Origin of the sequence: Marinilactibacillus sp. XAAS-LB27, assembly GCF_036039175.1 — a bacterium.
Lineage (GTDB): Bacteria > Bacillota > Bacilli > Lactobacillales > Carnobacteriaceae_A > Marinilactibacillus.
Map to the genome: position 1 here is coordinate 257,372 of NZ_JAYXKP010000003.1, position 24,710 is coordinate 282,081.

The following is a 24,710-nucleotide window of genomic DNA, read 5'->3' on the forward strand; positions in this document are numbered from 1 at the left end:
ATTCAAGAAAAATCCTCTCAATGATCCTTCTTGAATCTAGTAACGAACGATCCTCTACTATCTATCATTACTTTATTGACTGGCTTTTTCAGTGTACTCACGAATGGTGTCATACGCTGAATCAGCCGCTTCCTCATACCCTTGGTGCCCCCATATTGCCATGGCTTCCGAGCCTTCTTCATCATCTTTCATATTCAAGAAGGCTGCTTTGATCTCTTCTTTCAGTTCTGCGTCCATTTCTGGTTGCACAGCGATTGCATCATTTGGAATATCGCCTTCAGTTAAATAAAGGACTCTTAATTCCTCAAACAAATCATCTTCCGTAAAGAAAGAGGCAAACACGTTTCGAGCGCCTTCAAATACAAAAGCAGCATCGGCTTGTTCGCTTAGCACAGCTGACAGTTCGCTTGGAATATCACTGACTGTCGTCATGGTCACTTCATTTGTTGGATCGATTCCAGCTTCTCTCATCTCTGCAATTGGATAAATATAGCCACTTGCGGAAGTCGGATTTAAGGTGATAATGTTCTTGCCTTTTAGATCTTCTAGAGATTCTATATCACTATCCGTACGAACCAATATTTCCCCTTTGAATGTGTTCGTCAGCTCTCCTTCAAGCGGAAGACCGGTTTCTTGATCATAATCCCCTAATTGCGACGTCAAAATCGCTTCAGCGCCATCTGTTTCTCTCGCTTGAACATAAGCAGCTGGTGGCATGATACCAATATCCACTTGACCTGAATCCATTGCTTCTACAATAGCAGAATAATCTGTCGCGACAGTTACTTCAATATCACGATCCAATTTTTCGGAAAGATACTCTGCAAATGGTTCCGACTTTGCTTCCATCGTCCCATCGTTATTCGTTGGTACAAATTGAACCACGAGTGTTTCATCTGATGAATCCCCTGAGTTTCCACATGCTGACAGTACCGCTAATAATGACAAACCAACTAACCCTTGTGCCAATCGCTTGAACGCCATTCTTTTCTCCTCCTGCTTGAACTAGTATCTAGTACTGTTCTATCATAACAATTGTTGATTGATCTGGAAGTGACGCGTGTCACATTTACATTATTTTTACATACGTTTAACACCTGTAATCTAACTTCGTTCGTATTGTGGTGCATAACTGAATCCTTTATAATAAAAATAAAACCATTTTGAGGAGTTCTCATCTCAATGCTTAAACTGAATCGTGATGAACAATTACTAAACTATATTAAAGAGCATGACTTGCAGTCCTATATGGACACAGATCTTTTATCGATTGCTGCACTCTATTCGTTCGATAAGGACGAACACTTAATTCAAACGGACAGTCGTTCAGATTATCTCTATTTTCTAGTCAAAGGTACTGTAATGATTTATTCTTATTCATCTGACACTCAAAATATCTGTATCGATTACTCTCATCCAGCTACCCTGCTTGGAGAAGCGTCCTCTTTGTGGGAGATGACGCCTCAAAGTAATGTAAAAGCGATGACGTCTTGTGTTTGCTTGGGGATTAGTCTGAAACGATACCGCCAGACACTTCAAAACGATGTCAGGTTTCTTCAAAGTATCTGTCAAATATTAAGTTATCGACTAAATTCCGGGGTGAATCTAGCAAACTCTTTAACGGAACCTGTAGAAACTCGTCTTGCAAAATTTATTTTGGAACATGAAAAAGACCTCACCTTTTCTTACCAACTAACGACTTGTGCGGTCATTTTAAATGTAAGCTATCGACATTTATTGCGCACCATTACCAGTTTTAGAGAAGCACAGATTATAGAAAAACATAAATCTCATTATACGATTCTGGATTACAAAGCACTAGAAGAGTTATCAAGTACCGTAAGTCTTTAATAAATCTATAGGAGGAATCGTATGTCTGAATCAATCTTAGCTATTACCGGTCCAACTTCAGGGATTGGTAGAGGAACGGTTAAAGTTCTCGCTCCAAGATTTGATCGTGTACTTCTACTTTGTCGAAATCTAGAAAAAGGAGAACAGCTGAAACAAGAACTCATAGAGGCCAACTCCTCTGTATATGTAGAACTTGTTGAATGTGACCTAAGTGACTTAGCTTCTGTCAAAGCGGCTGCGGCAACCATTCGTGATCGTTATACTTATATTGATTGCCTCATCAATAATGCCGGTATGGTTTCTACTCATAGAAAGAAAAGCGTAGATGGCTATGAACTAATGATGGCCACAAATTATTTAGGTCCATTCCTACTGACCCACGAACTGTTACCGCTAGTAGAAAATAGTTCAAGCAAACAAATCATAATCTTATCATCTGGAGCCTACAAATTTGTTCCAATGAAAGAACCCTTCTTTAATCCCAAACACTTTGATCCAATTACCGGTTATGGTCGTTCTAAACTCGGCACCCTTTACCTAGCACAAGAATTGCATGAAATGTACTCCAAGAAAGGTCTTAAAGTAACGGCGGTTCATCCGGGGATGGTTTCAACGAATATCGGAAAAAATAATGTTGGACAAAAAGCTGGAGATTTAGTCTTTGGTCTGTTAGCTCCTTTTTTCGTAACGATTGAACAAGGCAGTCAGTCAGTGATTTCAGCTGTTGAACATCCTGAGATTTATGCCGGTGTCTATTCAGATGAAGGAACGGTTACCGCTGTTAAAAAACACGGAAGCGACTTCCTTATGCGTCGGACATTCATTGATGCTACACTCAAAGAACTGAATTTAACAGCTTTATAATTCGATAGATACGAGCTTTCTGAGCTCTGGCACAACTTCTTCCACAAACCACGGGTTCCTTTTTAGCCATCCATGATTCAGCGGTGAAGGATGAACGAGTGGTAAGTATTCTGGTAAATAGTGTTCAAAGTTTCTGACTGTTTCTGTCAATGTTTTTCCACGTTGCTTTCCTAGATAATATTTCTGGGCATACGTTCCAATCAGAATAATTGTCTCCAATTGTGGCATCTCTTCTAGTAAACAGGGATGCCATTTTTCAGCAAATCCTTTGCGCGGCGGTACGTCTCCAGATTTTGCTTTACCTGGATAATAAAAGTCCATTGGTAGATGAGCGATTTTGTCTGTTGTATAAAATTGTTCTCTAGTGATTCCCATCCACTCACGCAGACGATCTCCACTCGGATCATTCCAGAACAACTGTGTTTCTTCAGCTTTTCGGCCCGGAGCTTGACCTACGATTGCGATTGTTGCATCTGTAGAAGCTTTAAATAAAGGCGGAACACCTCTCTCCGTGAAGACTTTATTGAGCGGATCCTCCATAATTTCTTGTTTGATTTCATCAAATATTGTCATTTAACTACACAGTCTCCTTTCGTTTTTTCTAGCATAACATACCCTGATTTCAGAATATAATGGAGTGTTTAGGCTACTGTTCTCTCTTTATACAAAAAGAAAAAGCCATTCCAATCTCGTTCCTGATTTGACTAAATCAAGAGCAGATAAGTATGACTTTTTATATTTATTTGAGTTTAACCTAGCGAAATCCCTGCATGTTGTAGTGCTTTTTCAACAATGCTCATCACTACTTTGCTATGGGCCAGTTGTTTTTTTGCAAACTCAGTATCTCGATTTTTAATCACTTCATCAAACACTTTAAATTCTTCATACATTCTATGTGGATGACTATTATGATTAACGAGTTCTGTTTCTTTTTTATTGAGGATCTTCTTGTAAGCATCCACAACATTTGTCGCGCCTTTAACGATGATGGATCCATCTGTTCCTTGAATCGTAGACTGAATCTCGGATGTAGAATCTTTCGCTCCAATACAAACGACTTTAGTATCTGGATATTCGAGTACGAGTGTGCCCGATGTATCAATGTCTCGTTCAACATTTGCAAAATAATGAACGGCTTCTGGTTCCCCAAATAATCCAACAACAAAATGAATGTTATAGATATTGATGTCCATTAAGGCGCCACCACCCATTTTAGGATTGAATGCCGGAAGGACGGTTCCTTCTTTGAATGAATCATATCTTGAAGAATACTGAGAATAATTACACTCTACGAGTTTGATTTTACCGAGTGTTTTCAATTCTTCTTTTATTTTCTTGTAGTTCGTTAAATATTGATTGGTAATGGCTTCTATTAATACCAGATTTTTACTTGACGCAAGCATTTCTAGTTCAACCAACTGGTCATAACTTAATGTGAAAGGTTTTTCACAGATAACGTGTTTGTTTGCTTCTAACGCCTTTTTTGTAAAGGTATAATGCAAATGGTTAGGCAGCGCAACATAAATGGTATCGATTGTATCATTGGCTAAGCATTGCTCGATATCCGTATAGACATGCTCAATTTTATAGGCATCTTTGAGCTCTTCCATAACCTCTCTACTTCTTTCAGTGCCAAGGATTCCTTTGAGCTCAATCTGTGGTAAATCTACAACCATACTCAAAAAATCTTTCACAATCATTCCTGAGCCTAATATACCTAATTTCATCATAATCCTCCCACTTTTCTTCTGATCTATTATACTGATGGGCTACTTTAACTTCTGAATACCAGCCTCTAGCATTTCCATCTGCAGAATCGTCTCACTGTCTTTGATGACCTTTTCTTTCCCATTCACGATTGTTTCATAAAGATCTGCGTAAACTTGACTGTAATCGCCAACTTCTGAAATGACTTTTTCCTCGTGATAATGTCCTTGATCATCCATATACGTCAATACGCCATAATGTTCAGGTAAGTCTATCCCAAAGTCTTTATGGTCTGGCATATAAAAGACTTTGAGGTGCTCTTCTTGCCTGTCTTTTGTATGTTTAACAAACACACCTTTTTTCCCATAGATTACAAAGCTTGGTCGTTCTTTTAGACGGAAGTAACTAGATTTAACAGATACTTTCAGCTTGTCATAATAAAGATCCAGATCAAAATAGTCATTCATTCGGCCTTCGCCTAAAAGCTGACGAACGTCGTAATGAACGTTTTCTGGCTCACCAAAGTAGGACAAGACTTGATCCAACGTGTGACACGCATGCCCGTAAAGGTAGCTTTCTTCTTTAGAAAAGGTCGTATTTTCAGGCACTTCTGGTCTGTAGTAATCGTAATGCATCTCTACTTCCAGTATGTCTCCGAGTACGCCACTTTCAATCACTTTTTGTGTTGTAAGGAAATCGGAATCATATCGTCTGTTCTGATAGCACTGAATCACTAAGCCTTTTTCTTTTGCCAATATAAATAATGCACGCGCTTCTTCAGCCGTTTCAGTGAATGGTTTTTCAACAAGTACATGCTTTCCATTTTCTAGAGCTTCTGTAGCTAAACTGAAATGCGTCGTAACTGGGGTAGAAAGGACCACTAATTGAATCTCAGAATCATCATAGATATCTTTGATATCGGTTGTATAGTGAACACCTTCAAGTGGTGTCCAATCTTTTTTACCAGAAGGGGAATAAATCGTTTTGATATTGATTTTGTCTTTTAATTTTGTAGAAAAAGGTATATGGTATCGGTTTGTACTTTTACCATTTCCTATATAAGCTATTGTTAGCATGTTTTGCCTCCTCTATAATCGTTATCTTCATTATAATGGATTTAAACTAGATTCGGAGGATTCTTTTCTATTCTGGTTTCTTTTGCCATTAAAGAGGCCGGTTTCAAAAAATCGTTAAACATTTTGTTTAAACCACCTTTGTATGCGGCGTTTGTTTCTTATATAGTATACTTAAGATAGCCAGACCATTTTGATAAAAAGGTGAACTTATGTTACTAATTGATAAATTAAAACGCCAAGAAGGCTTAACCCCTACTGATAAACAAATTGCAAACTATATTCTTGAACATATTACTTCAATTCCATCTACTGGAATTGAGGCACTCGCTAAAAAGACTTATACTTCTCACTCTGCTATCGTTCGCCTGTCCAAAAAGTTGGGCTTTGAGGGATACAAACAATTTCGACTAGCACTCTCTGAAACAGTTTACAAAGACTTGCATCAACTGGGAAAAGTCGATGCAAATTTCCCCTTTGATTCAACGGATACAACAAGCCAAATCTCTCAGAAAATGGCGGACCTTTCAATAGAAGCTATCAGAAGAGCTTCTGAGCAATTAACGCCTGATAAACTGGATACCGCTGCAGAAATGTTAACGAAAGCTGACCGTATCTTTTTGTTCGCACAAGGGGATTCTCAAATCCGAGCTCGAAGCTTTCAAAATAAAATGGTCAAGCTCAACCGTTTTCTAGTGATTGCAGAAGACTATGCCGATCAGGCTTGGAATGCAGCCAATCTTTCCAAAAATGACTGCGCGGTCTTTATCACCTATAGTGCAAAAATTCCTCAGTACGATCAATACATTGACTATTTTGCAAAAGAAGGTGTTCCGACCATTCTTTTGACAGGTAATCCAACTTCCTCTTTACAAGCATTCGTTGATTTGTCGATTGTCGCTACTCAAGATGAATATGATTTTCTGAAAGTCGGTACCTTTTCTTCTCAAGTCGCTTTTGAATACATTTTAGATACGTTATTTTCCGTATTGTATGCTAAAGAATATCAGAAAAATCTTATGAACTTAAAACAAAAGCAGCAGATTATTGATAAAGGGGCATTAGCTGATCTTCCGTATCCAGGAGATTTGTTATAGAAAGCAAAAAAATAGACTTCGCCAGTTCATTAAGGCGAAGTCTATTTTTTATTGTTCTACAGTGACACTCGTTTTTTCGTCTTCTAAAACATCTTGGTTTGCTGCTTCATAGGCATCCAGCAGTGCACGCACTTGATCAGTCGTTGTTGTTTCCATCAACTGAACTCTCAAGTCACTTGCACCTTTCATTCCACGAACATAAATTTTAAAGAAGCGACGAAGCGGTTTGAATGATCGCCCGTCCCCAACGGAATATTTATCGAACAGATCTAAATGCATTCTTAAAAGTTCCAGTAATTCAGCACCGCTATGCTCTCTTGGTTCTTTTTCAAAAGCATAGGGATTTGTAAATACGCCACGCCCGATCATGACACCATCGACTCCGTATTTTTCTACAAGCTCTAAGCCGGTTTTACGGTCAGGGATATCTCCATTGATCGTCAGCAACGTATTGGGTGCAATCTCATCACGTAACTCTTTAATTCCTGCAATCATATCCCAGTGTGCGTCGTATTTGCTCATTTCGTTTCTAGTACGTAAGTGAATAGATAGATTAGCGATATCTTGCTTCAATAAATGTGTCAGCCAGTCGCGCCATTCATCTAGTTTTGCGTAGCCAAGTCTTGTCTTCACGCTGACCGGTAATCCACCAGCCTTAGCGGCTTCAATCAATTCAGCCGCAACTTCTGGACGAAGAATCAACCCACTTCCCTTACCTTTTTTAGCTACATTGGGTACGGGGCAGCCCATATTGATATCAATCCCTTTGAAGCCTTCTTTTGCCATATCGATACTCATCTCGCGGAAATGTTCCGGTTGATCTCCCCAAATATGTGCCACGATTGGCTGCTCATCTTCAGTAAACGTCAAACGTCCGCGTACGCTATTGCGCCCTTCTGGATGACAATAACTTACTGTATTTGTAAACTCTGTGAAGAAAACATCGGGTCTACCCGCTTCGCTAATAACGTGTCTGAATACAACATCTGTTACATCTTCCATAGGTGCCAAAACGAAAAATGGTTTCGGCAATTCATTCCAAAAGTTATTTTCCATATTGAATCTTTAATTCCTTCCTTGATCAGGTCCTCTATCCAGTTCCTATGCATAAAATGAGTGATTAGAAACTCATTTAAACTAACTTTATCTATTTTATCTTTTACAGAGATTTTGTCAAATACTCTTTTATGTATTTCTTGAAAAGTCTTTTGTTGTTGGCACATCAATAATAGTAAAATCTTGTAGATTCTTATAATAAAAAACCTATATAGTGTGATTAGATGAGACTTAAAATATTGAGTATTTGGTGGTATACTATTACTGAGGAGTGATAGTATGCTTACAGCTAAATCTAGGATACAAGGAAATTCAGTAGTCGTTACCTTACCATCAGATAATGGTAAAAAACCGGACCCTAATCAAGAATACATTGTGGTTTATTCCGAAGATGGAACGATTACTTTGGTTCCAAAAATTGAAGATCCTTTTACTAAAGGTATTGAAGGTGAGTATTATGATCAAGATGAGTGGGCAGATATTGAACCAGTAGGGAGAGAATTGTTATAGTAGAAGAAACGGAAATATTTATTCCTAAAAAAGGCGATATCGTTTGGATCGATTTTGATCCTTCAATTGTTAAAGAAATCCAAAAAAGACGACCCGGTCTAGTCGTATCTAGATACGACTTCAATCGTAAAACAATGTTTGCTGTGATTTGCCCTATTACTTCTACAATCAAAAACAATCCAACTAGATACACATTACCTGATGGTATAGATATTAAAGGTCAAGTCCTTATATCTCAATTAAAATCTCTTGATTTTAGAAAAAGAAAATTGAAATACAAAGACCAATTACCCATACAAGATATGGCAAAAATTAATCAAATAATAGAATATATATTTTAATGATAAAATAAAACATACACGACCAAGAACAGTGATCTTTACTTCTCGGACGTGTATGTTTATATTTCTAACGGATATTTCCGAAAGCTTTATACTTTTCCAAATCGTTTGTAATCAAACCAGTTAAACCGTGCTTGGTTAGCAGTCTTTTTTCCATTTGCCGTTGCGTACAAGCCAAAGACGTTTCCAGTAAACCCTCCAGCTACTTCCGTTGCAAGCAGGCCGCACTCTCCTTTACCTAACTCGGTCACTTCTCCAGATGGAGATACGATTTCAAAGTGGTACCATTGAGAATCAGCTGTTATACATAATTCAATGCGATCTTCTTCATAATCCAGTCGTTTTTCAATAAGCGTTAACGAACCGACTGTTTTTCTGAAAAAGGCTTCTGTTTTTCCGTTAACGCTTCTCAAGCCAATCTCATAGTGAAAATGTTCATTCGCAAAAACTGTCAGCCCCGCTTCTTCTGACTCTTTGGGTTCAAATCGAAGTGAGGTAGACACTTTGCAGTCGAAATGCTCTTGTCTACGACCGATAAAGGTATGTGCAGCAGTATCATTCAAAGTTACTGACGAGCCCGTCAAACTTAAATACCCTTCTTTGGTATTCAATGAATAATGTTCTTCTATAGGATTTCTTCTATAAATCCATTTCAAATTTAATGTAGCTTGGTCAAAGTTATCCCGTTCTTTCCATTCCTTGTGCTGCTCGTTTATAAGCCACTCGCTTTCGATTACTTCGTCGACCATTCCGTCGTTTCCTACTACCGGCCATCCATCTTCCGTCCAAGATACGGGCGCTAAAAAAGTTTCCCTTCCTAAGTGGTATTTTCTCGGATACCCAATGGGTCTGATGGCTAAAAAGACAGCCCACCAAGATCCATCGCTACGTTGTACAAAATCGGCGTGACCAGTGGCTTGAATGGGATGATCTTTACTACGGTGAGTGAGAATCGGATTCTTTTCATAACCTTCAAATGGACCATACGGCGTTTTGCTTCTGAAAACCGTCAGCATATGTCCATATTCCGTTCCCCCTTCTGACATCAACAGATAATAATATTCTCCTATTCTATAAAGATGAGGACCTTCTGGAAAAGCGCCTCCTGTTCCCACTGTAAGGCATTTCCGATCAGATAGATATGCTCCAGTTTTGACATCTATCTCTACTTGATAGATTCCTGGCTCTTCTCCGTGACCACCTGTTCCAGTCAAGTAACAAGTTCCGTCCTCATCGAAAAAGAAAGAAGGATCAATTCCATAGCTATCTTTGAACCAGATTGGATCTGACCAAGGGCCAGCTGGGTCTGTCGCAGTTACAAAGAAATTTCCACCATCCAATACATTGGTGGTCACTACATAAAATACACCCTCATGATAGCGGATCGTTGGTGCATAAATTCCACAAGAACTAGGCGTTTCAATCAATGGCAGTTGCTTTGTTGTTGTCAAGCAGTGTCCTAATTGTTTCCAGTTCACTAAATCAGTACTGTGAAAAATGGGTACCCCTGGAAAATATTCAAATGAACTAGTTACTAAATAAAAGTCTTCTCCTACTCTACAAATACTTGGATCTGGATAAAAGCCACTAATGATTGGATTTTGATACTTCATCGACTGTCCCCTTTTTTAAATGATAACTCCACTTTAAATGTAATCGGTTTCTTTTGATATAGTAAGCATAAGCTTTTTTTATAGTAAAATACGTGTTTTTACTACCTTTAGCTTGGATAAATGATCCTTTAGTAAGACAACTTCGTCACTTATTGGTGGAATGGAGTTTCTTAAAGTGGCAAAAGGGAGTATGATTAAGGTAAAATAACTACTTACACTTTTTGAATAGAAGAAATGAGGCTATAACATGATTGCAAAAACAGAAGAAGATTATAATGGATTAAAAGAAATCGGAAAAATCTGCGGAGCGATTCGAGATGAACTGATCGAACAAACAAAAGCAGGCATTACAACAAAAGAACTAGACGAAATAGCGGGTAAGCGATTTGAAGAAGCTGGCGCGGTATCTGCACCAAAAGGCGTCTATGATTTTCCTGGCTTTGCTTGTATCAGTGTTAATGAAGAAGTGGCTCACGGTATTCCCGGAGACCGCGTAATCCAAGAAGGAGATTTAGTGAATATCGATATCTCTGGATCAAAGAATGGTTATTTTGCGGATACTGGTTTGTCTTTCGTAGTCGGAAATGGCTCTGAGTTATCCGCTAAAGTCTGTGAAGTGGCAAAAGCTGCTTTTGAAGCAGGACTTAAAAAAGCGATGCCTGGATCTACGACAAGCGACCTTGGAGAAGCTGTACACAAAACAGCTAAGCAAAATGATTTGACGGTTATTATGAATCTAACCGGTCATGGCGTAGGCCGTTCTATACATGAATCACCCAAACACATCTTCAATTATAAAAATAAATGGGATAACGTTCAGTTAAAAGAAGGTATGGTCATTGCTTTTGAACCCTTTATTTCTTCTTTTGAAGAAGAAATTTATCAAAAAGATGACGACTGGACTTTGGCGGTTGAACAAAGCAAAGTGGCTCAAATTGAACATACGATCATCGTGTCTGAAGACGGACCGATTATTGTAACGCTATAAAACGATTTTAACTTGAAGCATCAAAAGCACAGTGTTTTCTCTGTGCTTTTGATGCTATTTTGTTTATTCTTTTACAATTACAGGATGATCAACTTCCATGATGTTTGAATGGCGTATGATTAGAAAGACGATCCCGACCATAAAAAGCTCAGTCGCAATGAGCACCAGTCTTATACTGATGAAACTGCCGAGTCCGCTGACCGCTGCAACGACAATCATTTGAAGGACGGAGTTAATGGTATTAAATGCCGTTGTCAGCTGTCCAATTCTATTTTCAGGAAAGACAATTTGAATAAAGGTTAAAAACCCTGTATTGATAAAGGCTAAGGCAAAAGAAAGTAAGAAGAAGCCAATTCTTGCTACTTCAAAGCCAGAAGATGTACTGAAAACCAGATAGCCTGAGACATAGACAATGCTACCAAAAATAATCATTTGCTTGATTGTCAATTTTTCTACTATAAAACTATTCAGTATCGCACCTGTTACAAATCCTGCTCCCGCTATGCTTACTAATAATCCATATTCTTGTTCGCTCATCATCAGTACATTGATTGAGAACGCTGCTTCAACAGAGTCTAATCCTGCCGCTAGAACCGTCAGAGAAGATATAAAGAAGTAAAGATAGACCATTCTATGATGGTTCTTGTAGAAATCTTTTAAATACAGTAAAGCCTTTTTATTGTCTAATAACAAAGAACGCTTGTTTAACTCTTTGACTCTTCTACCACTATAATCAGGCAGAGACAATTGAATAACGCCTGCTAAGAATAATGCGACTACGTTGACGATAATAGCAATCAAAGGAGTCCCTACCGACAGGAGTATTCCAGCAATAGCTGGTCCAATCAGAAAGCCTCCTGAACTTACGACACTTTTCCAAGAATTGAATTTTTTGATTTTGTCTTTTGGGATCGCTAATTTAACAAAGCCTAAACTGAGTGGATCATAGATTGAACTACATGCTTGAATGAAAAATACAACCATGTAAATGATCCACAGTTCTTGATTGAGTATGAGAATTCCTACCAAAAAGGCTCTAAAAAAGCTTAATAAGACCATCCATTTCTTTTTATGTAATTGATCTATGTAGGCATTAAATGAAATATTTGTCAGTAAATCTGCAATAGGTCTTATAATATATAACAAACCTACTGAGAATGCATTCCCTCCATTACTCAAAATAATCATATTCAAAGCGATAAAATAAATCCACTCGCCTATGTTCGATAACCCTACGCTTGTCAGTAGAGCGGTAATCGTTCGATTTGTCTTTTCCATTATTTAATTCCTCCTTTAGAATACAAAAAAAGCCCCTAGAAATTAATCTAGGAGCGATAAATTATCACGGTGCCATCCATTTTTGAAAGTACATGACTTTCTCTTCATTCAGTATCAATAAATACTTAGTCCGGTAACGAGGACTGACGTCTATGTATCAAAAAGAATCCACATAGAAGCTAAAAAGACTTGTTTCATCACTTTTCTTGTACCTATTCTCACCAACCATAGGCTCTCTTAAACAATCCGAGTAACTACTTTTCTTTCTAAACGCTTTTAATTTGTTTGCTGATTTGTACATGAGTATATCACTGTGCAAATTGAATGTCTATCTGTTTTGTTATTTCTTTTTTTATTTGTTCAGTTGCAAATGAATGCTGAACTGAGTCCAAAAGGATTATTTTCATTTCCTGCTTAGTCAGTTGACAATGTTTTACGCATAACATAAATTCGTCCGTCAATGTCGTATTAGACACGGTTCTGTTATCTGTATTGATACTAACAGGAATGCCTTGGTCAAGAAAGAATCTGAGCGGATAGTCTGCCCAACTTTTTACGGCTCTTGTCTGAACATTACTAGTAGGACACATCTCGAGTAAAACATTTCTGTCCTTAACTTCTTTTAACACTGCTGGATCGTTTTGAATAGCTACACCGTGTCCGATTCGGGTCGCACCTAAGTGCATAGCAGTCAGCACATTTCGAGCACATCCACATTCTCCCGAATGCATGGTGATTTGAAAATGGTTTTCGTCCGCATATCGAACAGATTTTTCAACACATTCATTCGGGTATTTCGCTTCATCTCCTGCTACATCGATTCCTACTACGTATGTAGCTTTCAGTTCATGTACGGCTTCAAAGAGTTGCATATTTTCTTCTTCCGAATCTTTTCGGAGTGCGCATACAAGAATATTGACATGAATTGGAAAGTCTTCTTTTGCTTTCACTACGCCTTCACTGACTGCTGCAATGGCTTGTTTTGGTGTCAAATCTTTTGCTAAATGAAGGAGTGGTGCAAAACGGAGTTCCAAGTACCGTACATTTTCTTTGTGAGCTTCTTCGATAACGGCATAAACGGCTCTCACTAAGTTTTTTTCAGTCTGTAAGACGGATAAAATCACATCAAAGCAAGAAAGGTAATCTTCTAAATCTTCACAATCCTCTGGTGCTCTAACGCTATCCATGATCTTTTGGTCCTTCCCTTGTTCAAGTGCCATTTCTTTCAACAGATTGATTGGAACAGATCCATCTAAATGACAATGCAACTCAACTTTAGGAAGTTTATGTATCTGCGTTCTATTCATCGTTTACCTCCTGGTAATCTATTCAGCGACTTCGCTGTCCTCATGATATTTTTAAAGATTATCATAACAGATTTTCGAGCTGATTAACAGACGTTTTTTATTGAACTAACTTTTAGAGTTCGCTTATTGAATCTTTTTTTGAGATTCTAATTCATTTCGAGTAACCTTTCACTAGAAAAACGAATAACAGACTACTTCTAAAAACCGAAGTAGTCTGTTATTTGAATCTTCATTAGAATACAGTCGAGATCAAGGCGATTATTGCGGGTCCACCTTGGGTCAAAATGATTTTTCTACTACTTGTGATGCTACCGTATAAAGCTACAAGAATAATGTAAATTAATATGAGCCTCGTGATTTCAAGAGAGGCGGTCGAGAAGAAGGTACTATAAAGCAGTCCCAGTCCAATTAAACCATTATATACGCCTTGGTTCTTGAGTAAGGTGTTCAGAGATTTTTGTTTCAGTTCATTCTGATTCATATTAAATATTCGACTGGTTGTACTAGAAGTTGTCTTAATCGTTTGAATGTAAAAGATATAGAAAAATTCAAGTGCCACCACTGTTGTCAGTATAGTAGACAGTATCGACATCATTTATTCTCCCAGTTCAGAAACTCTTAAGACAGGTGGTTTTGCACTAAAGTCTGCTACATTACCAAATAATTTTTGTAGTAAGGGACTTTGGTTATGGATTTCGATGGCTGCTTGATCTGCCCAGATTTCCATCATGATGAATGTGTTTCTTTCTTCCACTGATTCGTAAAGGTGGTATTCAATACACCCTTCTTCTTTTCTTGTTTCTGCAATCAGTGCTTTCGTATCTGCTAAAAATGTTTCGCGTTTATCTTCTTTAATGAAAAACGATGCATTAATGACTTTCATTTGATAATCTTCCTCTCTTATTTAAAAGTAGTGAATTCTTTTACATCTAATCGAATAGAATTGTAACCCGTTTCTACTGCTTTACCAACAGACAAAATCATAACAGGTACATAACGGTCTTTGTTTAAACCAAATGCTTCTGCTAACTGGTCTGCTTCAAATCCACCGATAGGGTTTGTGTCGTATCCATAAGAACGTGCAACTAACATAAATTGCATAGCAGCTAGACTTGAATCGATTTTTACAACATCGTTCATTTCTTCTCTAGTAAGGTTCTTGTAATAAGGGATGATAGCAGAAATTTGCTCATCTCTGACTTCTTGAGACATTTTACCTTCTGCTACTGCTTGATCATAAATTTCTTCTCCGTACTCATAACATTCCATATCCCCAAAAATAAGCACCATTGCTGAAGATGTATCATTTTGTCTAGTGTTAAAACGGATTAATGGTTTTAATTTCGCTTTTTCTTCATCGCTCTCAACTACTACAAAACGCCAAGGCTGCATGTTGACAGATGAGGGTGCAATCGTTGATTTCTGGAGCATTTCAAGCATTTCTTCGTGAGGAATTTTTACATTCTCATCGTAAACTCGGATGGATTTTCTGTTATAAGTGATATCTGAAAAATCGTTATTCATTGTCATTCTTAACCCTCTTCTTGTTTAATTATTTTTTGAAGCAACGTTGCTAATTGTTCTTCTTCTTCCGGAGTCAGTGAATGGCATAAAGCACTTTGCGAAGCATCAAATTGTTTTTCACAGTTCATCAGTTCTTCTTTCGCCTTTTCAGTGACCTCTACGAAGACTTCGCGGTTATTATCTTTGTTTCTTTCACGAATCACGTATCCTTTTTCTTCTAAAATCTTTAAATGTCTCGTAACAGCGGCGCTGTCTATACACAGTTCAGACTGTATTTTTTTCTGTGAGCATTTCCCGGATTCTTTAAGAAATACCATTAATTCGTACCTGGTCAGACTAAATCCAACTTTTTTCTCAAACCTGGATACCATGACCTGATTTGCGATTTTGATCTGATAATAGAGCTTGCTAGATCCTTTAAGGTCCATTTCCATCCTCCTTCCAAACGTTTGACTTATCAATCATTGACTAGTCAACTATAAGTGAAACGAATCTGTTTGTAAACCTACTATACAAAAATAAGTAAAAATCTTTTAGGAATATTATTTATTCAATACTGAAGGTGCTATAAAATATTTAAAGTATTTACAGATTTATTGTTCAGAAAAGATTTATTTAGCGCTTATCTTTGATATACTATTTTTAATCAAATAAATTCAAGTCCTGTTTACTCCCTTAAATAAAATGATTTTTAACTACTAACTATAGGAGATTTGCGTGTGCATAAGTTTAAAAGAATTACATTGATGATTCTATCCATGACGCTTGTATCGTTATCCGCTTCAATGACTATAAAAGCAGCCATCGGACTTTCTCCGTGGGATGCTATTGCCCAGTCCCTTTCTCATATTTCAATGATTAAAGTCGGTACAATTGGCATGATGCTGAATATTTCTTGTGTTTTTGGACAACTGGTTCTATTGAGAAAAGAATTCCCAATCAGACAGCTGCTTCAGATTCCTGCTAGCGTCCTTATTGGTGTATTGGTTAATTTCTTTTATTACACTATTTTTGACACCTTAGTTCTACCAAACTACTTGATGTCCACCCTTCTTTTCTTTCTAGGTACGTTTTTAGCTGCTTTTGCCGTGAGTATGGTGATGGTCGTGAATGTCGTGACCTTTCCTTTAGAAGCTTTTTGTATGGCTGTTGCCTTGAAAGTAGGGACTCGTTTCTCGGTTATTCGACAGTCCGTTGATATACTTGCTGTTATCTTAACGCTATCCCTTACTTTTACAGTAGATATTCCACTAACCGTTAGGGAAGGTACGATTATTGGTATGCTGATTTTTGCGCCTTTATTAGGCATTATCATCAAAAGACTTCAGCCGCTGATTAACCGCACTGAAAGCGAAGCAACTGCTGTTTAATTGGATGTGAACTCTATAATATATAAGAGATTCTGATAGGAGCCTGTAAAATGGACACTGAACCACTTCTCACCGTAACGTCGAGAGCAACGTTTAGATGCTGGTTAGAAAAGTATGCGGAGACTGAAAAATTCTGCTGGATCGTTGTTGGTATGAAAGAACAAGATAACGTTATTCAGTACTTGGATGTTGTTGAAGAAGCGCTCTGCTTTGGCTGGATCGACGGCATCAAAAAGAAGCTAGCTGACGGTAGACTCGTTCAACGCTTATCTCCTAGAAAACCTAACAGTAACTGGACAGAATTAAATAAAGAACGTGTTCGTAGATTAGAACGTCTGGGACTTATGACCGATAGCGGCCGTCGAGTGTTGCCTGAAATGGATCCGAGTGCCTTTAAAATCGATCCAGAAATTGAACAAGCATTAAAAACGGATCCAGATTTATATCAAATATTTCTAAGTTTTCCGGAATTATACAGAAGGATCAGAATCGATACGATCCAAAGCTACAAGAATCAACCAGATTTATTTCGTAAACGATTAGAAAAATTCCTTTTACATACAAGAGAACATAGACTCTATGGTCAATGGAATGATCACGGTCGTTTGATAGAAGAATGAGTGTTTTTGATTATCTAAATGATGACACAAAGAGGCTTCGCTAGATATTTCTAAGCGCAGCCTCTTTTATGCATACATTCTTTTAGGGGATTTATCAGGATTCATATAGTTCAAGGGCTTTTTTTAAGAAGAGGATATATTGATTTCTATATTGATCCGGTCCAAGTACTTTAACTTTACTTCCAAAGCCCGCTAGAAATTGAAAAGCATATTGATTCTCTGGCAAAGATAGATTGACTATGCAGTTTCCATCTACTACTTCGCTTACTGCACTTTTTCCGTATCGCTCTATAAACTGATCTCTTACTTCAAGCGCTATACACAAGCTTACTTGAGTCATCTCCTGCTGCATTTTTTGAACAGAGGGTTTCTCATAAACAGGAGCTAGTCTTGGTGAGAAAAATCCTTCTCTTTCAATAGATAGAATTCTCGTTAACTTGAACGTTCTATAATCTTCTCTATCCAAACTATAGGCTACCAGATACCAATGCATTTCGTTCAACTGTAATCCATAGGGTTCTACAGCACGCTGTGACCTATTCCCTTCTCGGTCAACGTAGGCTATTTTCAATCGCCAATGATGTTCGATGGCCTGATTGATCAGTGAAATTTCTTCTCGCATCTCATTTCTGCCGGCCCATTCGTAAAAAGATAGACCCAATTTTGGTGATGCTGAAATTGTGGTCATTCCTTTAATTTTCTGAATGGTTGCCTGTATCTGCCTGTCAGCAATCAATCCTTCAAATCCACTTAATGCGATCAGGATATTTTCAATATCTTCGTGCGTCAAAAGTCGCTTGTCGAATTTATACTCCTCCATCAGGGCGTAACCACCCTTGGATCCAAGTTCTGCATAAATTGGGATATTGGCATAGCCCAGCGTTTCAATATCTCTTTGAATCGTCCGTTTTGTAACATTAAATAGCTGGCTGAATTCCGTAGCGGAAACTTTTTCTTTTTGTAGTAAAATCATAACCATTGAAATCAATCGTTCAATTTTTTTCATTTCCATTCTCCTATATACGACATACAGTTGTCATCGATACCCAAGTATACTTCAATTATCAAAAGGAGGAAATAAAAAATGAAAACTATCGCTTATCTTCAACTTAACGGCAACGCAGCAGAGGCTCTATCGTTTTACAAAAATGCTTTACAGGCAACTGACGTAACAGAAGTCCGCTTTGGTGCTTTTGGACAAGATCCGAATTATCCTTTATCCGAAACAGAACAAGAAATGGTTATGGAAGCACGGATTGAATTTTCTGGAAATGTCTTGATGCTTTCTGATGTTTTACCTTCTATGCAAGCTGTTACTGGTCCAGTTACCAGTGGAAATACTGTATTGATCAGCGTAATAGATGCAGAGCCAACAGTAAATGAGCAGCTCTTCACCAACTTATCTGAAGGCGGAGCAGTGATCATGCCACTAGCTTCAATGCCATGGTCTGCTAGCTTTGGTATGCTGATTGATTCATTTGGAGTAACTTGGAAGTTTAACAGTGATGCCAGTAAATTTCTGAACGGTTTCAACGCTTAGTAAAGGTTCTATATAAAAAATAGCCTAACACTTCAATAATAGAGTGTTGGGCTATTTTTGTTTAGTTAATCCGTTGTGATTTCAATCAAGTTTCCTTCGGGATCCGCAATCACTGATTCATAATAGCCGTCTCCTGTTACTCTTGGGCCATTCAGTAATGAAAATCCATCTTTTACTAGTTTATTTGTCAAAGAATCGACTATTTTTTCTGTCCCTACTGCAAAAGCTAGATGTGCATATCCTATGCTTTCAGATTGAGTCTTGGTCATCCCGTCTTTATGCATGATTTCCAGTCTCGCTCCGGAATCAAAGGACAGAAAGTAAGAAGTAAATCCTGTTTTTTCATTATGATAACGCGATCCGCTCATTGCTTTGAAGTACGTCTCGTAAAACTCTTTCATGGCTTCTAAATCGTTGGTCCATAGTGCTACGTGTTCTATCCTCATCCTATCGTCTCCTCTATCACTCTATTTTTCAGTACCTTATTTATATATCTAGTATAAAACAAATCCTATCCAGTCGTACTAGAACTCACTGGTAAATGAACATTCAAAGCGGGTTATACTCAAAGATAAACGAAAAAAGCTGACTCAAGACATCTAATTGTCCTGAACCAGCTTTCTTATTTTAACTTATGTTCTTAATCCGCGACCTTTTTCAATAAGATACCAGCAAATTGCGTAAAGCACCACGACAAACGCAACTAAAATCCCCATCGATAACATGATTGGTACATCGATGACGCCAAGGAATCCATAGCGGAATCCTGAAATCATATAAACGATTGGATTCACTTTAGACACTCCTTGCCAGAATGGTGGCAACATAGAGATTGAATAGAAGACTCCACCCAGGTAAGTCAATGGTTGTAAAACAAATGTTGGAACGATTGAAACATCATCAAACGATTGAGCAAAAATCCCGTTCAATAATCCTGCTAGTGAAAATAGCGTAGAGGTCATGAATAATGTAATGATGACAATAGCCCAAGAATACACTTGAAGTGGTACAAAGAATAGAGAAATAACGGTAACGAGTATCCCTACTAAAATACTTCTTCCAAGTCCACCAATTAAGAATCCCCAAACAATTACATGGGTCGGTACAGGTGCGATCAATATTTCCTCAATATTTTTCTGGAATTTCTGAGAAAAGAAAGAGGATGAGACATTTGAATAAGAGCTTGTAATGATCGACATCATAATCAGACCTGGAACGATGAACTCCATGTAAGAGAATCCTTCCATCTCTCCGATGCGGTCTCCAATCAGATTCCCAAAGATGACAAAGTATAAAGACGTCGTAATAACCGGTGGTACTAAAGTCTGTATCCAGATACGCAGATACCGATTCGTTTCTTTGACTGCCAGACTTTTTAAGGCTGTAAAATAAAGATTAAACATTGGTTTCCTCCACTTGATGTTTTTCTTCCGTAACTTTCAGGAATAGTTCTTCTAGGCGGTTAGACTTATTGCGCATAGACAATACTTTGATTCCTTGTCTGCTGAGTTGTTCAAATAAGTCATTCACACCCTGATTCCGTTCAACTTCTACTGTTAATGTTGATTCGTCTACAAGTTGGCTTTGGTAGCCAGTGATTTCCGGTTTCTTGTCAGAAGGCTCTAGGTCGAAGATAAAGGTTTCAAACTGAAGTTTCGAAAGCAGTGACTTCATGCTTGTATTTTCAATCAGCGCCCCTGTCTGAATAATTCCGATGTTACGGCAGAGCATCTCTGCTTCTTCTAGATAATGCGTTGTTAAGATGATAGTCGTTCCGTTCTCGTTTAACTCTCTCAAGAATGTCCACATTTCGCGTCGCAATTCGATATCTACACCAGCAGTAGGTTCATCTAAAATCAATAAACGCGGTTCATGCATCAAAGCACGGGCAATCATCAATCGACGTTTCATCCCACCTGAAAGCATACGGGCACGAACATCGCGTTTTTCCCATAAATCAGATTGCTTCAAGTATTTTTCGCTTCGTTCTAGCGCTTCTTTACGAGAAACACCGTAGTAACCAGCCTGGTTAACAACAATCTGCTGAACCGTTTCAAAAGGATTAAAGTTGAATTCCTGAGGAACAAGTCCGATTTGTTGCTTAGCGCGAACAAGGTCTGTGTCAATATCGTAGCCAAAAACATTCACTTTACCAGATGTTTTGTTGACTAGTGAGGTGATAATTCCAATCGTAGTTGATTTACCGGCACCGTTAGGACCTAGCAAAGCATAGAAGTCGCCTTCTTCCACGGTTAGATCGATTCCACGTAGGGCTTCAACGCCTGTACCATAGACTTTTTTCAAGTCTTTTATTTCTAGTGCGTATGTCATTTACTCATGATCTCCTTATAGATGTGATTTCTTTATTTTATCATGAATTTACTTACAAATTGTAAAAGATGCATAATGTCTCATAATATTTTTAGTAGTAGATTCAATAAGTTTTATAGATTGAACTAATCGTACTTGAAACAAATAAGAAGAATCCTCTAGTTAGCGATTCTTCAAAGTCAATTTGTCTATTACTGTCCAAAGATCAATACCTTTAGTGTTTAACATTATTATTCTATTAGAAATTGAAGATAAATATTGATAAGACAGCAATGATGACCCCTACTAATAAGAAAGCCATAACTATAAAAAATTTTGACAACCCATCTTTCACATTATTTCTGGTTTTTCTTACTTCTTCAATATCCCGGTGTTCCATAAATGCTATGATTTCTCTGAATGTCTGAATATTCTCTGCCTTTTTCATTTTTTCAACTTTTATTGATGCGTACATACCTATCGCCCACAGAATGAATGGTGGAACGAAAAACCAGTATTTTGGCAAGTAAAGAGAAGGACCAATTGACAGCATAGACATTGCAATAAAAAACATCATCACTTTAGTATACTTATCCATATTTAAACGAGAAATTTCATCTTTCATTTTACTAACATCCCCTTTCACTAGTTCATCTAAGGAAACAGAGAATAATACACTAAGTAACAATAAATTGTGAACATCCGGATAACTACGTTCATTTTCCCAGTTTGAGATTGTCTGACGCGAAACATATATCCTCTCGGCTAACTCCTCCTGAGAGAGATTCTCTTTATTCCGATATTTTTTTATTTGATTACCCAGTTTCATTTAATCCGCTCCTTATAAAATGAAGATAACGCCAACTGAACATTTATGCCATCAAATAGCTTTATAGTCGCCATAATTTCTATGTCAAAATCTTTTTACATATACTCTATCTTCATTATATAGCATTTTTCAGTCTCTGAATTACGACATTCAACAAGTTTATTTTCCCTCAAAAAAAGACTTATCTCAGAAAGATAAGTCATAAGTGTAACATTTGAAATTTTTTCTTAACAGGACTATATTGCAAAAATTGAATAGTGGAAAAATCATTTACATTTTTTCGGCCTGTCGGTGATTCCCTAGCAGTCGATGCATGATTTGTTTCAGTGTGTAAAATAATGGTATGACCACGAGCATTAGCGGAATGTATACTAGTGCCAAATGCCATTGGAATAAGCTAACCAGTGAAAAGATTTGACCGAAGAACACGAACAAAATCAAAAAGATTCCGGAAAGAACACCAATCATGAGTAGAATTTTCCAGTTGCTTGGTTTAGCAATATGATAAAGCACAACGAAGCAGACGATTCCAGTCATCCAAACGGTAATGGTTGAAGTTTCTTCGTAGGTCCAGTTTAGCCTAGTGCCGAAAAATAGTATTGTTAACGCAAAGAATACAACACTCAATCCACTCGCCAGGGCTGGCTCCAGGATATTCTGGAAAAAACGACCTTTAATGGGAGAGACGTTCGGTCTTAACGCTAAAAAGAATGACGGAATCCCGACCGTCAACGTACTGATTGGACTAAGTTGAATCGGTTGAAAGGGATAAGGTGAACTGATAAAAATAAATAGCGCCGCCAACAAAATGGAATAAATCGTTTTGGTTAGGTATAAAGAAGCTACTCGCTGGATATTATTTACGACTTTACGTCCTTCTAAAACGACACCGACCATGGAATCAAAATTAGAATCGAGTAAAACAAAATCGGCTATCCCTTTTGTTGCATCGCTTCCGTTTGCCATAACGATACTGCAATCCGCTTTTTTGAGCGCAAGGATATCATTGACTCCGTCGCCTGTCATTCCAACGGTTCTTCCATTCGCCTGCAAAGCTTCTACTAATGCACGCTTTTGTTCAGGACTGACACGTCCGAATATACGGTTTTCCTTTACTAATGACTGATAATCCGCTGTATCTTCTACCTTGCTCATATCGATTAGCTGATCGCTATCTTTCACTCCTGCTCGTTTTGCAATTTGGGCCACGGTTTGTGGATGATCTCCTGAAATGATACAGATTTCAACGTCTTGTTCTCTGAAATACTGTAAGGTTTGTGGTGCATTCGCACGGATTTCATCTTCCAGAAATAAGATCCCTTCAAGTCTAAGCCCACTCGGTAAGGATTGATCAATCAGCGGCGCTTCACTTGAAGCAATCGCTAATACGCGCAGTCCTTCTGTTGTTGCTAGACGCATACTTTCTGTCAGTTCTGGTGTAAAGGTATCAAATAAGTATTCTGGTGCACCCATGACCACAGTGCCTTTTTGATCATACTCTACGGCACTCCATTTACGAACAGAAGAAAAGGGAATTGTTTTTGTAATAGGGTAGGATTCATCCATTTCCAGGAAAGATTCCATCAAAGCAAGCCCCGTTGCATTGTCTTCTTTTAAGTCATGAGCGAATCGACCGACCAGTTCTTTGAACGCTTTCTCAGTTCGTCCACCAGTCACGTTGGTCTGAATGACTTTCAACTCTCCACTCGTCAACGTGCCCGTTTTATCTAGACACAAAATATCTACTCGAGCCAAAGTTTCAATTGACCCCATTGTCTTCACTAAGACCTTTTTTCGAGATAAGCGAATCACACCGACCGCTAGAGCGACTGTGGTCAGCAAGATCAATCCTTCGGGAATCATTCCGATCATCGCTGCAGTCGATCCCAGAATCGCTTGATTTACAGACATATCACTAAGTAGACTAGACATAAACAACGCTGTACCTATTGGGATAATGCCAAAAGTCAGAATTCGAATCCCTTTTTTCATCGTCTGGAGTAATTCGCTGTAGATACTTTTTTCGCCTTTTGCTTCCAATGTTAGTTTAGAACTATAGCTTTCTCTTCCGACTTTTGTCGCTTCCACCAAGGCTTGTCCACTGACCACAAAACTGCCTGAATAAACAGTATCTCCAACTTGTTTCAATATTGGATCAACTTCTCCTGTTAGTTGAGACTCGTCACATTCGATACCGCTTGTTTGAATCACGATTCCATCTACAACAATCTGTTGGCCACGTTTGATGACAAGTAAATCATTTTTCACGATTTCTTCTTGTAAGATCTCTTCTTGCTGACCATTTCTAATAACAGTCGCTTTAGCTTGGTTTAATAAAGTCAGTTCATCGATATTTTTCTTTGCCCTTAATTCTTGAAAAACCCCTACTGCAGTATTGACGAGGATGACGCCAAGAAAGAGCAAGTTCTTGTAGCTCCCGGTATAAATGACAAATCCGGCGATAATAATATTAATAAGATTGAATAAGGTTAGGCTATTTTCCAAGAAGATTTGTTTGAAACTTCGGGTCATAGGTGGCAAAGCTTCATTACTTTCTCCACGTACTTTTCGTGTTTCTACTTCTGCATAACTCAATCCTGCATATTCTGATTTTTCAGCCATTCCATCTTCTCCTTATGTACATTAAGCTAGTAACCCCTTTTCCTTCTATAGCATACGCGTTCCTTTTTTATTTAACCTCAGACTAAAGACCGAGTTCAGTCTTTCTTTAGATTTCTTTAAGTATACCTATCATACCGATTCTACTACTGACTTGTACAAAAAAACGGTTCTATAATAAATAACGTTGGTGAGAATTCACCAACGTTATTT

The 24,710-nt window shown here is 38.0% G+C and carries 27 protein-coding genes and 1 other annotated feature; of the genes, 9 read left to right on the plus strand and 18 right to left on the minus strand.

Translation table 11 applies throughout. From position 1 onward, the window contains the following. Positions 1 to 72 precede the first annotated feature (72 nt). The gene (locus VXN63_RS06185; RefSeq protein ID WP_327757136.1) at positions 73 to 984 is read right to left on the minus strand and encodes a phosphate/phosphite/phosphonate ABC transporter substrate-binding protein; all 912 of its coding nucleotides are present in this window, start codon (positions 982 to 984) and stop codon (positions 73 to 75) included. A 198-nt stretch (positions 985 to 1,182) separates the two neighbouring features. On the opposite strand from VXN63_RS06185, the gene VXN63_RS06190 reads away from it, so the two are divergent. Then, the gene (locus VXN63_RS06190; RefSeq protein ID WP_327757137.1) at positions 1,183 to 1,851 is read left to right on the plus strand and encodes a cyclic nucleotide-binding domain-containing protein; all 669 of its coding nucleotides are present in this window, start codon (positions 1,183 to 1,185) and stop codon (positions 1,849 to 1,851) included. 21 nt (positions 1,852 to 1,872) lie between these two features. Next, the gene (locus VXN63_RS06195) at positions 1,873 to 2,715 is read left to right on the plus strand and encodes an SDR family NAD(P)-dependent oxidoreductase (protein ID WP_327757138.1); all 843 of its coding nucleotides are present in this window, start codon (positions 1,873 to 1,875) and stop codon (positions 2,713 to 2,715) included. On the opposite strand, the gene VXN63_RS06200 is transcribed toward VXN63_RS06195, so the two are convergent. The 3 genes from VXN63_RS06200 to VXN63_RS06210 all read right to left on the minus strand — a co-directional run bounded on the left by VXN63_RS06200 (position 2,710) and on the right by VXN63_RS06210 (position 5,498). Next, positions 2,710 to 3,288 carry a uracil-DNA glycosylase family protein gene (locus tag VXN63_RS06200; protein WP_327757139.1) on the minus strand — a complete coding sequence of 193 codons (579 nt, stop codon included), beginning with the start codon at positions 3,286 to 3,288 and terminating at the stop codon, positions 2,710 to 2,712. The two genes, VXN63_RS06195 and VXN63_RS06200, sit on opposite strands and share 6 nt — an antisense overlap. A gap of 176 nt (positions 3,289 to 3,464) precedes the next feature. After that, positions 3,465 to 4,442 (minus strand): Gfo/Idh/MocA family protein, encoded by a 978-nt coding sequence (locus tag VXN63_RS06205; RefSeq protein ID WP_327757140.1) that lies wholly within the window; start codon positions 4,440 to 4,442, stop codon positions 3,465 to 3,467. A gap of 42 nt (positions 4,443 to 4,484) precedes the next feature. Further along, a complete protein-coding gene (locus VXN63_RS06210) occupies positions 4,485 to 5,498 on the minus strand; it encodes a Gfo/Idh/MocA family oxidoreductase (RefSeq protein ID WP_327757141.1) in 1,014 nt (337 codons plus the stop codon). 209 nt (positions 5,499 to 5,707) lie between these two features. Here VXN63_RS06210 and VXN63_RS06215 point away from each other — a divergent pair, with 209 nt between their 5' ends. Then, positions 5,708 to 6,592, plus strand: a complete 885-nt coding sequence (locus VXN63_RS06215) for a MurR/RpiR family transcriptional regulator (RefSeq protein WP_327757142.1) — start codon at positions 5,708 to 5,710, stop codon at positions 6,590 to 6,592. A 48-nt stretch (positions 6,593 to 6,640) separates the two neighbouring features. On the opposite strand, the gene VXN63_RS06220 is transcribed toward VXN63_RS06215, so the two are convergent. Then, positions 6,641 to 7,648, minus strand: coding sequence for a tRNA dihydrouridine synthase (locus tag VXN63_RS06220; protein WP_327757143.1), 1,008 nt, complete (start codon positions 7,646 to 7,648; stop codon positions 6,641 to 6,643). Positions 7,649 to 7,927: 279 nt separating this feature from the next. On the opposite strand from VXN63_RS06220, the gene mazE reads away from it, so the two are divergent. Further along, positions 7,928 to 8,158 carry a type II toxin-antitoxin system PemI/MazE family antitoxin gene (mazE, locus tag VXN63_RS06225; RefSeq protein ID WP_327757144.1) on the plus strand — a complete coding sequence of 77 codons (231 nt, stop codon included), beginning with the start codon at positions 7,928 to 7,930 and terminating at the stop codon, positions 8,156 to 8,158. Further along, positions 8,155 to 8,499, plus strand: coding sequence for a type II toxin-antitoxin system PemK/MazF family toxin (locus VXN63_RS06230; RefSeq protein WP_327757169.1), 345 nt, complete (start codon positions 8,155 to 8,157; stop codon positions 8,497 to 8,499). Before mazE ends, VXN63_RS06230 begins: the two co-directional genes overlap by 4 nt. 89 nt (positions 8,500 to 8,588) lie before the next feature. On the opposite strand, the gene VXN63_RS06235 is transcribed toward VXN63_RS06230, so the two are convergent. Beyond that, positions 8,589 to 10,112 carry a glycoside hydrolase family 43 protein gene (locus VXN63_RS06235; protein WP_327757145.1) on the minus strand — a complete coding sequence of 508 codons (1,524 nt, stop codon included), beginning with the start codon at positions 10,110 to 10,112 and terminating at the stop codon, positions 8,589 to 8,591. 247 nt (positions 10,113 to 10,359) lie between these two features. On the opposite strand from VXN63_RS06235, the gene map reads away from it, so the two are divergent. Further along, the gene (map, locus tag VXN63_RS06240) at positions 10,360 to 11,100 is read left to right on the plus strand and encodes a type I methionyl aminopeptidase (RefSeq protein WP_327757146.1); all 741 of its coding nucleotides are present in this window, start codon (positions 10,360 to 10,362) and stop codon (positions 11,098 to 11,100) included. 63 nt (positions 11,101 to 11,163) lie between these two features. Here the strand turns inward: map and VXN63_RS06245 are convergent, their stop codons facing one another. The 6 genes from VXN63_RS06245 to VXN63_RS06270 form a co-directional block, all read right to left on the minus strand. Beyond that, a complete protein-coding gene (locus VXN63_RS06245; RefSeq protein WP_327757147.1) occupies positions 11,164 to 12,378 on the minus strand; it encodes an MFS transporter in 1,215 nt (404 codons plus the stop codon). A gap of 46 nt (positions 12,379 to 12,424) precedes the next feature. Further along, positions 12,425 to 12,658: a binding site (T-box leader), on the minus strand. Positions 12,659 to 12,686: 28 nt separating this feature from the next. Beyond that, positions 12,687 to 13,685, minus strand: coding sequence for an adenosine deaminase (gene add, locus VXN63_RS06250; RefSeq protein WP_327757148.1), 999 nt, complete (start codon positions 13,683 to 13,685; stop codon positions 12,687 to 12,689). A gap of 232 nt (positions 13,686 to 13,917) precedes the next feature. Continuing rightward, on the minus strand, positions 13,918 to 14,277 hold the full coding sequence (locus tag VXN63_RS06255) for a DUF1304 domain-containing protein (protein ID WP_327757149.1): 360 nt from the start codon (positions 14,275 to 14,277) through the stop codon (positions 13,918 to 13,920). A gap of 3 nt (positions 14,278 to 14,280) precedes the next feature. Next, positions 14,281 to 14,568, minus strand: coding sequence for a putative quinol monooxygenase (locus VXN63_RS06260; protein ID WP_327757150.1), 288 nt, complete (start codon positions 14,566 to 14,568; stop codon positions 14,281 to 14,283). 17 nt (positions 14,569 to 14,585) lie between these two features. After that, positions 14,586 to 15,215, minus strand: coding sequence for a nitroreductase family protein (locus VXN63_RS06265; protein WP_327757151.1), 630 nt, complete (start codon positions 15,213 to 15,215; stop codon positions 14,586 to 14,588). Positions 15,216 to 15,217: 2 nt separating this feature from the next. Beyond that, positions 15,218 to 15,637, minus strand: a complete 420-nt coding sequence (locus tag VXN63_RS06270; RefSeq protein WP_327757152.1) for a MarR family winged helix-turn-helix transcriptional regulator — start codon at positions 15,635 to 15,637, stop codon at positions 15,218 to 15,220. Between the two features lie 291 nt (positions 15,638 to 15,928). Here VXN63_RS06270 and VXN63_RS06275 point away from each other — a divergent pair, with 291 nt between their 5' ends. Together VXN63_RS06275 and VXN63_RS06280 are read left to right on the plus strand one after the other, a co-directional pair. Beyond that, entirely contained in the window at positions 15,929 to 16,579 is a 651-nt protein-coding gene (locus VXN63_RS06275) for a YczE/YyaS/YitT family protein (RefSeq protein ID WP_327757154.1), read from the plus strand. A 50-nt stretch (positions 16,580 to 16,629) separates the two neighbouring features. Beyond that, the gene (locus VXN63_RS06280) at positions 16,630 to 17,199 is read left to right on the plus strand and encodes a YdeI/OmpD-associated family protein (RefSeq protein WP_327757156.1); all 570 of its coding nucleotides are present in this window, start codon (positions 16,630 to 16,632) and stop codon (positions 17,197 to 17,199) included. A 94-nt stretch (positions 17,200 to 17,293) separates the two neighbouring features. Here VXN63_RS06280 and VXN63_RS06285 read toward each other — a convergent pair whose 3' ends face one another. Then, positions 17,294 to 18,205: a helix-turn-helix transcriptional regulator gene (locus tag VXN63_RS06285; protein WP_327757158.1), complete on the minus strand. Its 912-nt coding sequence runs from the start codon at positions 18,203 to 18,205 to the stop codon at positions 17,294 to 17,296. Between the two features lie 78 nt (positions 18,206 to 18,283). Between VXN63_RS06285 and VXN63_RS06290 the strand changes: the two genes are divergently transcribed. Beyond that, on the plus strand, positions 18,284 to 18,739 hold the full coding sequence (locus tag VXN63_RS06290; RefSeq protein ID WP_327757159.1) for a VOC family protein: 456 nt from the start codon (positions 18,284 to 18,286) through the stop codon (positions 18,737 to 18,739). Positions 18,740 to 18,804: 65 nt separating this feature from the next. Here VXN63_RS06290 and VXN63_RS06295 read toward each other — a convergent pair whose 3' ends face one another. The 5 genes from VXN63_RS06295 to VXN63_RS06315 form a co-directional block, all read right to left on the minus strand. Further along, complete coding sequence (locus VXN63_RS06295) at positions 18,805 to 19,185, minus strand: VOC family protein (protein WP_327757160.1); 381 nt, start codon at positions 19,183 to 19,185, stop codon at positions 18,805 to 18,807. Between the two features lie 186 nt (positions 19,186 to 19,371). After that, a complete protein-coding gene (locus VXN63_RS06300; RefSeq protein ID WP_327757161.1) occupies positions 19,372 to 20,142 on the minus strand; it encodes an ABC transporter permease in 771 nt (256 codons plus the stop codon). Then, positions 20,135 to 21,070, minus strand: coding sequence for an ABC transporter ATP-binding protein (locus VXN63_RS06305; protein ID WP_327757162.1), 936 nt, complete (start codon positions 21,068 to 21,070; stop codon positions 20,135 to 20,137). The genes VXN63_RS06300 and VXN63_RS06305 overlap by 8 nt, the downstream gene beginning before the upstream one ends. Positions 21,071 to 21,308: 238 nt before the next feature. Continuing rightward, on the minus strand, positions 21,309 to 21,878 hold the full coding sequence (locus VXN63_RS06310) for a helix-turn-helix transcriptional regulator (RefSeq protein WP_327757163.1): 570 nt from the start codon (positions 21,876 to 21,878) through the stop codon (positions 21,309 to 21,311). A 270-nt stretch (positions 21,879 to 22,148) separates the two neighbouring features. Beyond that, positions 22,149 to 24,500 (minus strand): HAD-IC family P-type ATPase, encoded by a 2,352-nt coding sequence (locus VXN63_RS06315; protein ID WP_327757164.1) that lies wholly within the window; start codon positions 24,498 to 24,500, stop codon positions 22,149 to 22,151. Positions 24,501 to 24,710: the final 210 nt, after the last annotated feature.

Coding starts and splice junctions, on each gene's coding strand:
- VXN63_RS06185 (WP_327757136.1), bottom strand. CDS start 984: ATGGCGTTCAAGCGATTGGCACAAGGGTTAGTTGGTTTGTCATTATTA.
- VXN63_RS06190 (WP_327757137.1), top strand. CDS start 1,183: ATGCTTAAACTGAATCGTGATGAACAATTACTAAACTATATTAAAGAG.
- VXN63_RS06195 (WP_327757138.1), top strand. CDS start 1,873: ATGTCTGAATCAATCTTAGCTATTACCGGTCCAACTTCAGGGATTGGT.
- VXN63_RS06200 (WP_327757139.1), bottom strand. CDS start 3,288: ATGACAATATTTGATGAAATCAAACAAGAAATTATGGAGGATCCGCTC.
- VXN63_RS06205 (WP_327757140.1), bottom strand. CDS start 4,442: ATGAAATTAGGTATATTAGGCTCAGGAATGATTGTGAAAGATTTTTTG.
- VXN63_RS06210 (WP_327757141.1), bottom strand. CDS start 5,498: ATGCTAACAATAGCTTATATAGGAAATGGTAAAAGTACAAACCGATAC.
- VXN63_RS06215 (WP_327757142.1), top strand. CDS start 5,708: ATGTTACTAATTGATAAATTAAAACGCCAAGAAGGCTTAACCCCTACT.
- VXN63_RS06220 (WP_327757143.1), bottom strand. CDS start 7,648: ATGGAAAATAACTTTTGGAATGAATTGCCGAAACCATTTTTCGTTTTG.
- mazE (WP_327757144.1), top strand. CDS start 7,928: ATGCTTACAGCTAAATCTAGGATACAAGGAAATTCAGTAGTCGTTACC.
- VXN63_RS06235 (WP_327757145.1), bottom strand. CDS start 10,112: ATGAAGTATCAAAATCCAATCATTAGTGGCTTTTATCCAGATCCAAGT.
- map (WP_327757146.1), top strand. CDS start 10,360: ATGATTGCAAAAACAGAAGAAGATTATAATGGATTAAAAGAAATCGGA.
- VXN63_RS06245 (WP_327757147.1), bottom strand. CDS start 12,378: ATGGAAAAGACAAATCGAACGATTACCGCTCTACTGACAAGCGTAGGG.
- add (WP_327757148.1), bottom strand. CDS start 13,685: ATGAATAGAACGCAGATACATAAACTTCCTAAAGTTGAGTTGCATTGT.
- VXN63_RS06255 (WP_327757149.1), bottom strand. CDS start 14,277: ATGTCGATACTGTCTACTATACTGACAACAGTGGTGGCACTTGAATTT.
- VXN63_RS06260 (WP_327757150.1), bottom strand. CDS start 14,568: ATGAAAGTCATTAATGCATCGTTTTTCATTAAAGAAGATAAACGCGAA.
- VXN63_RS06265 (WP_327757151.1), bottom strand. CDS start 15,215: ATGACAATGAATAACGATTTTTCAGATATCACTTATAACAGAAAATCC.
- VXN63_RS06270 (WP_327757152.1), bottom strand. CDS start 15,637: ATGGACCTTAAAGGATCTAGCAAGCTCTATTATCAGATCAAAATCGCA.
- VXN63_RS06280 (WP_327757156.1), top strand. CDS start 16,630: ATGGACACTGAACCACTTCTCACCGTAACGTCGAGAGCAACGTTTAGA.
- VXN63_RS06285 (WP_327757158.1), bottom strand. CDS start 18,205: ATGAAAAAAATTGAACGATTGATTTCAATGGTTATGATTTTACTACAA.
- VXN63_RS06290 (WP_327757159.1), top strand. CDS start 18,284: ATGAAAACTATCGCTTATCTTCAACTTAACGGCAACGCAGCAGAGGCT.
- VXN63_RS06295 (WP_327757160.1), bottom strand. CDS start 19,185: ATGAGGATAGAACACGTAGCACTATGGACCAACGATTTAGAAGCCATG.
- VXN63_RS06300 (WP_327757161.1), bottom strand. CDS start 20,142: ATGTTTAATCTTTATTTTACAGCCTTAAAAAGTCTGGCAGTCAAAGAA.
- VXN63_RS06305 (WP_327757162.1), bottom strand. CDS start 21,070: ATGACATACGCACTAGAAATAAAAGACTTGAAAAAAGTCTATGGTACA.
- VXN63_RS06310 (WP_327757163.1), bottom strand. CDS start 21,878: ATGAAACTGGGTAATCAAATAAAAAAATATCGGAATAAAGAGAATCTC.
- VXN63_RS06315 (WP_327757164.1), bottom strand. CDS start 24,500: ATGGCTGAAAAATCAGAATATGCAGGATTGAGTTATGCAGAAGTAGAA.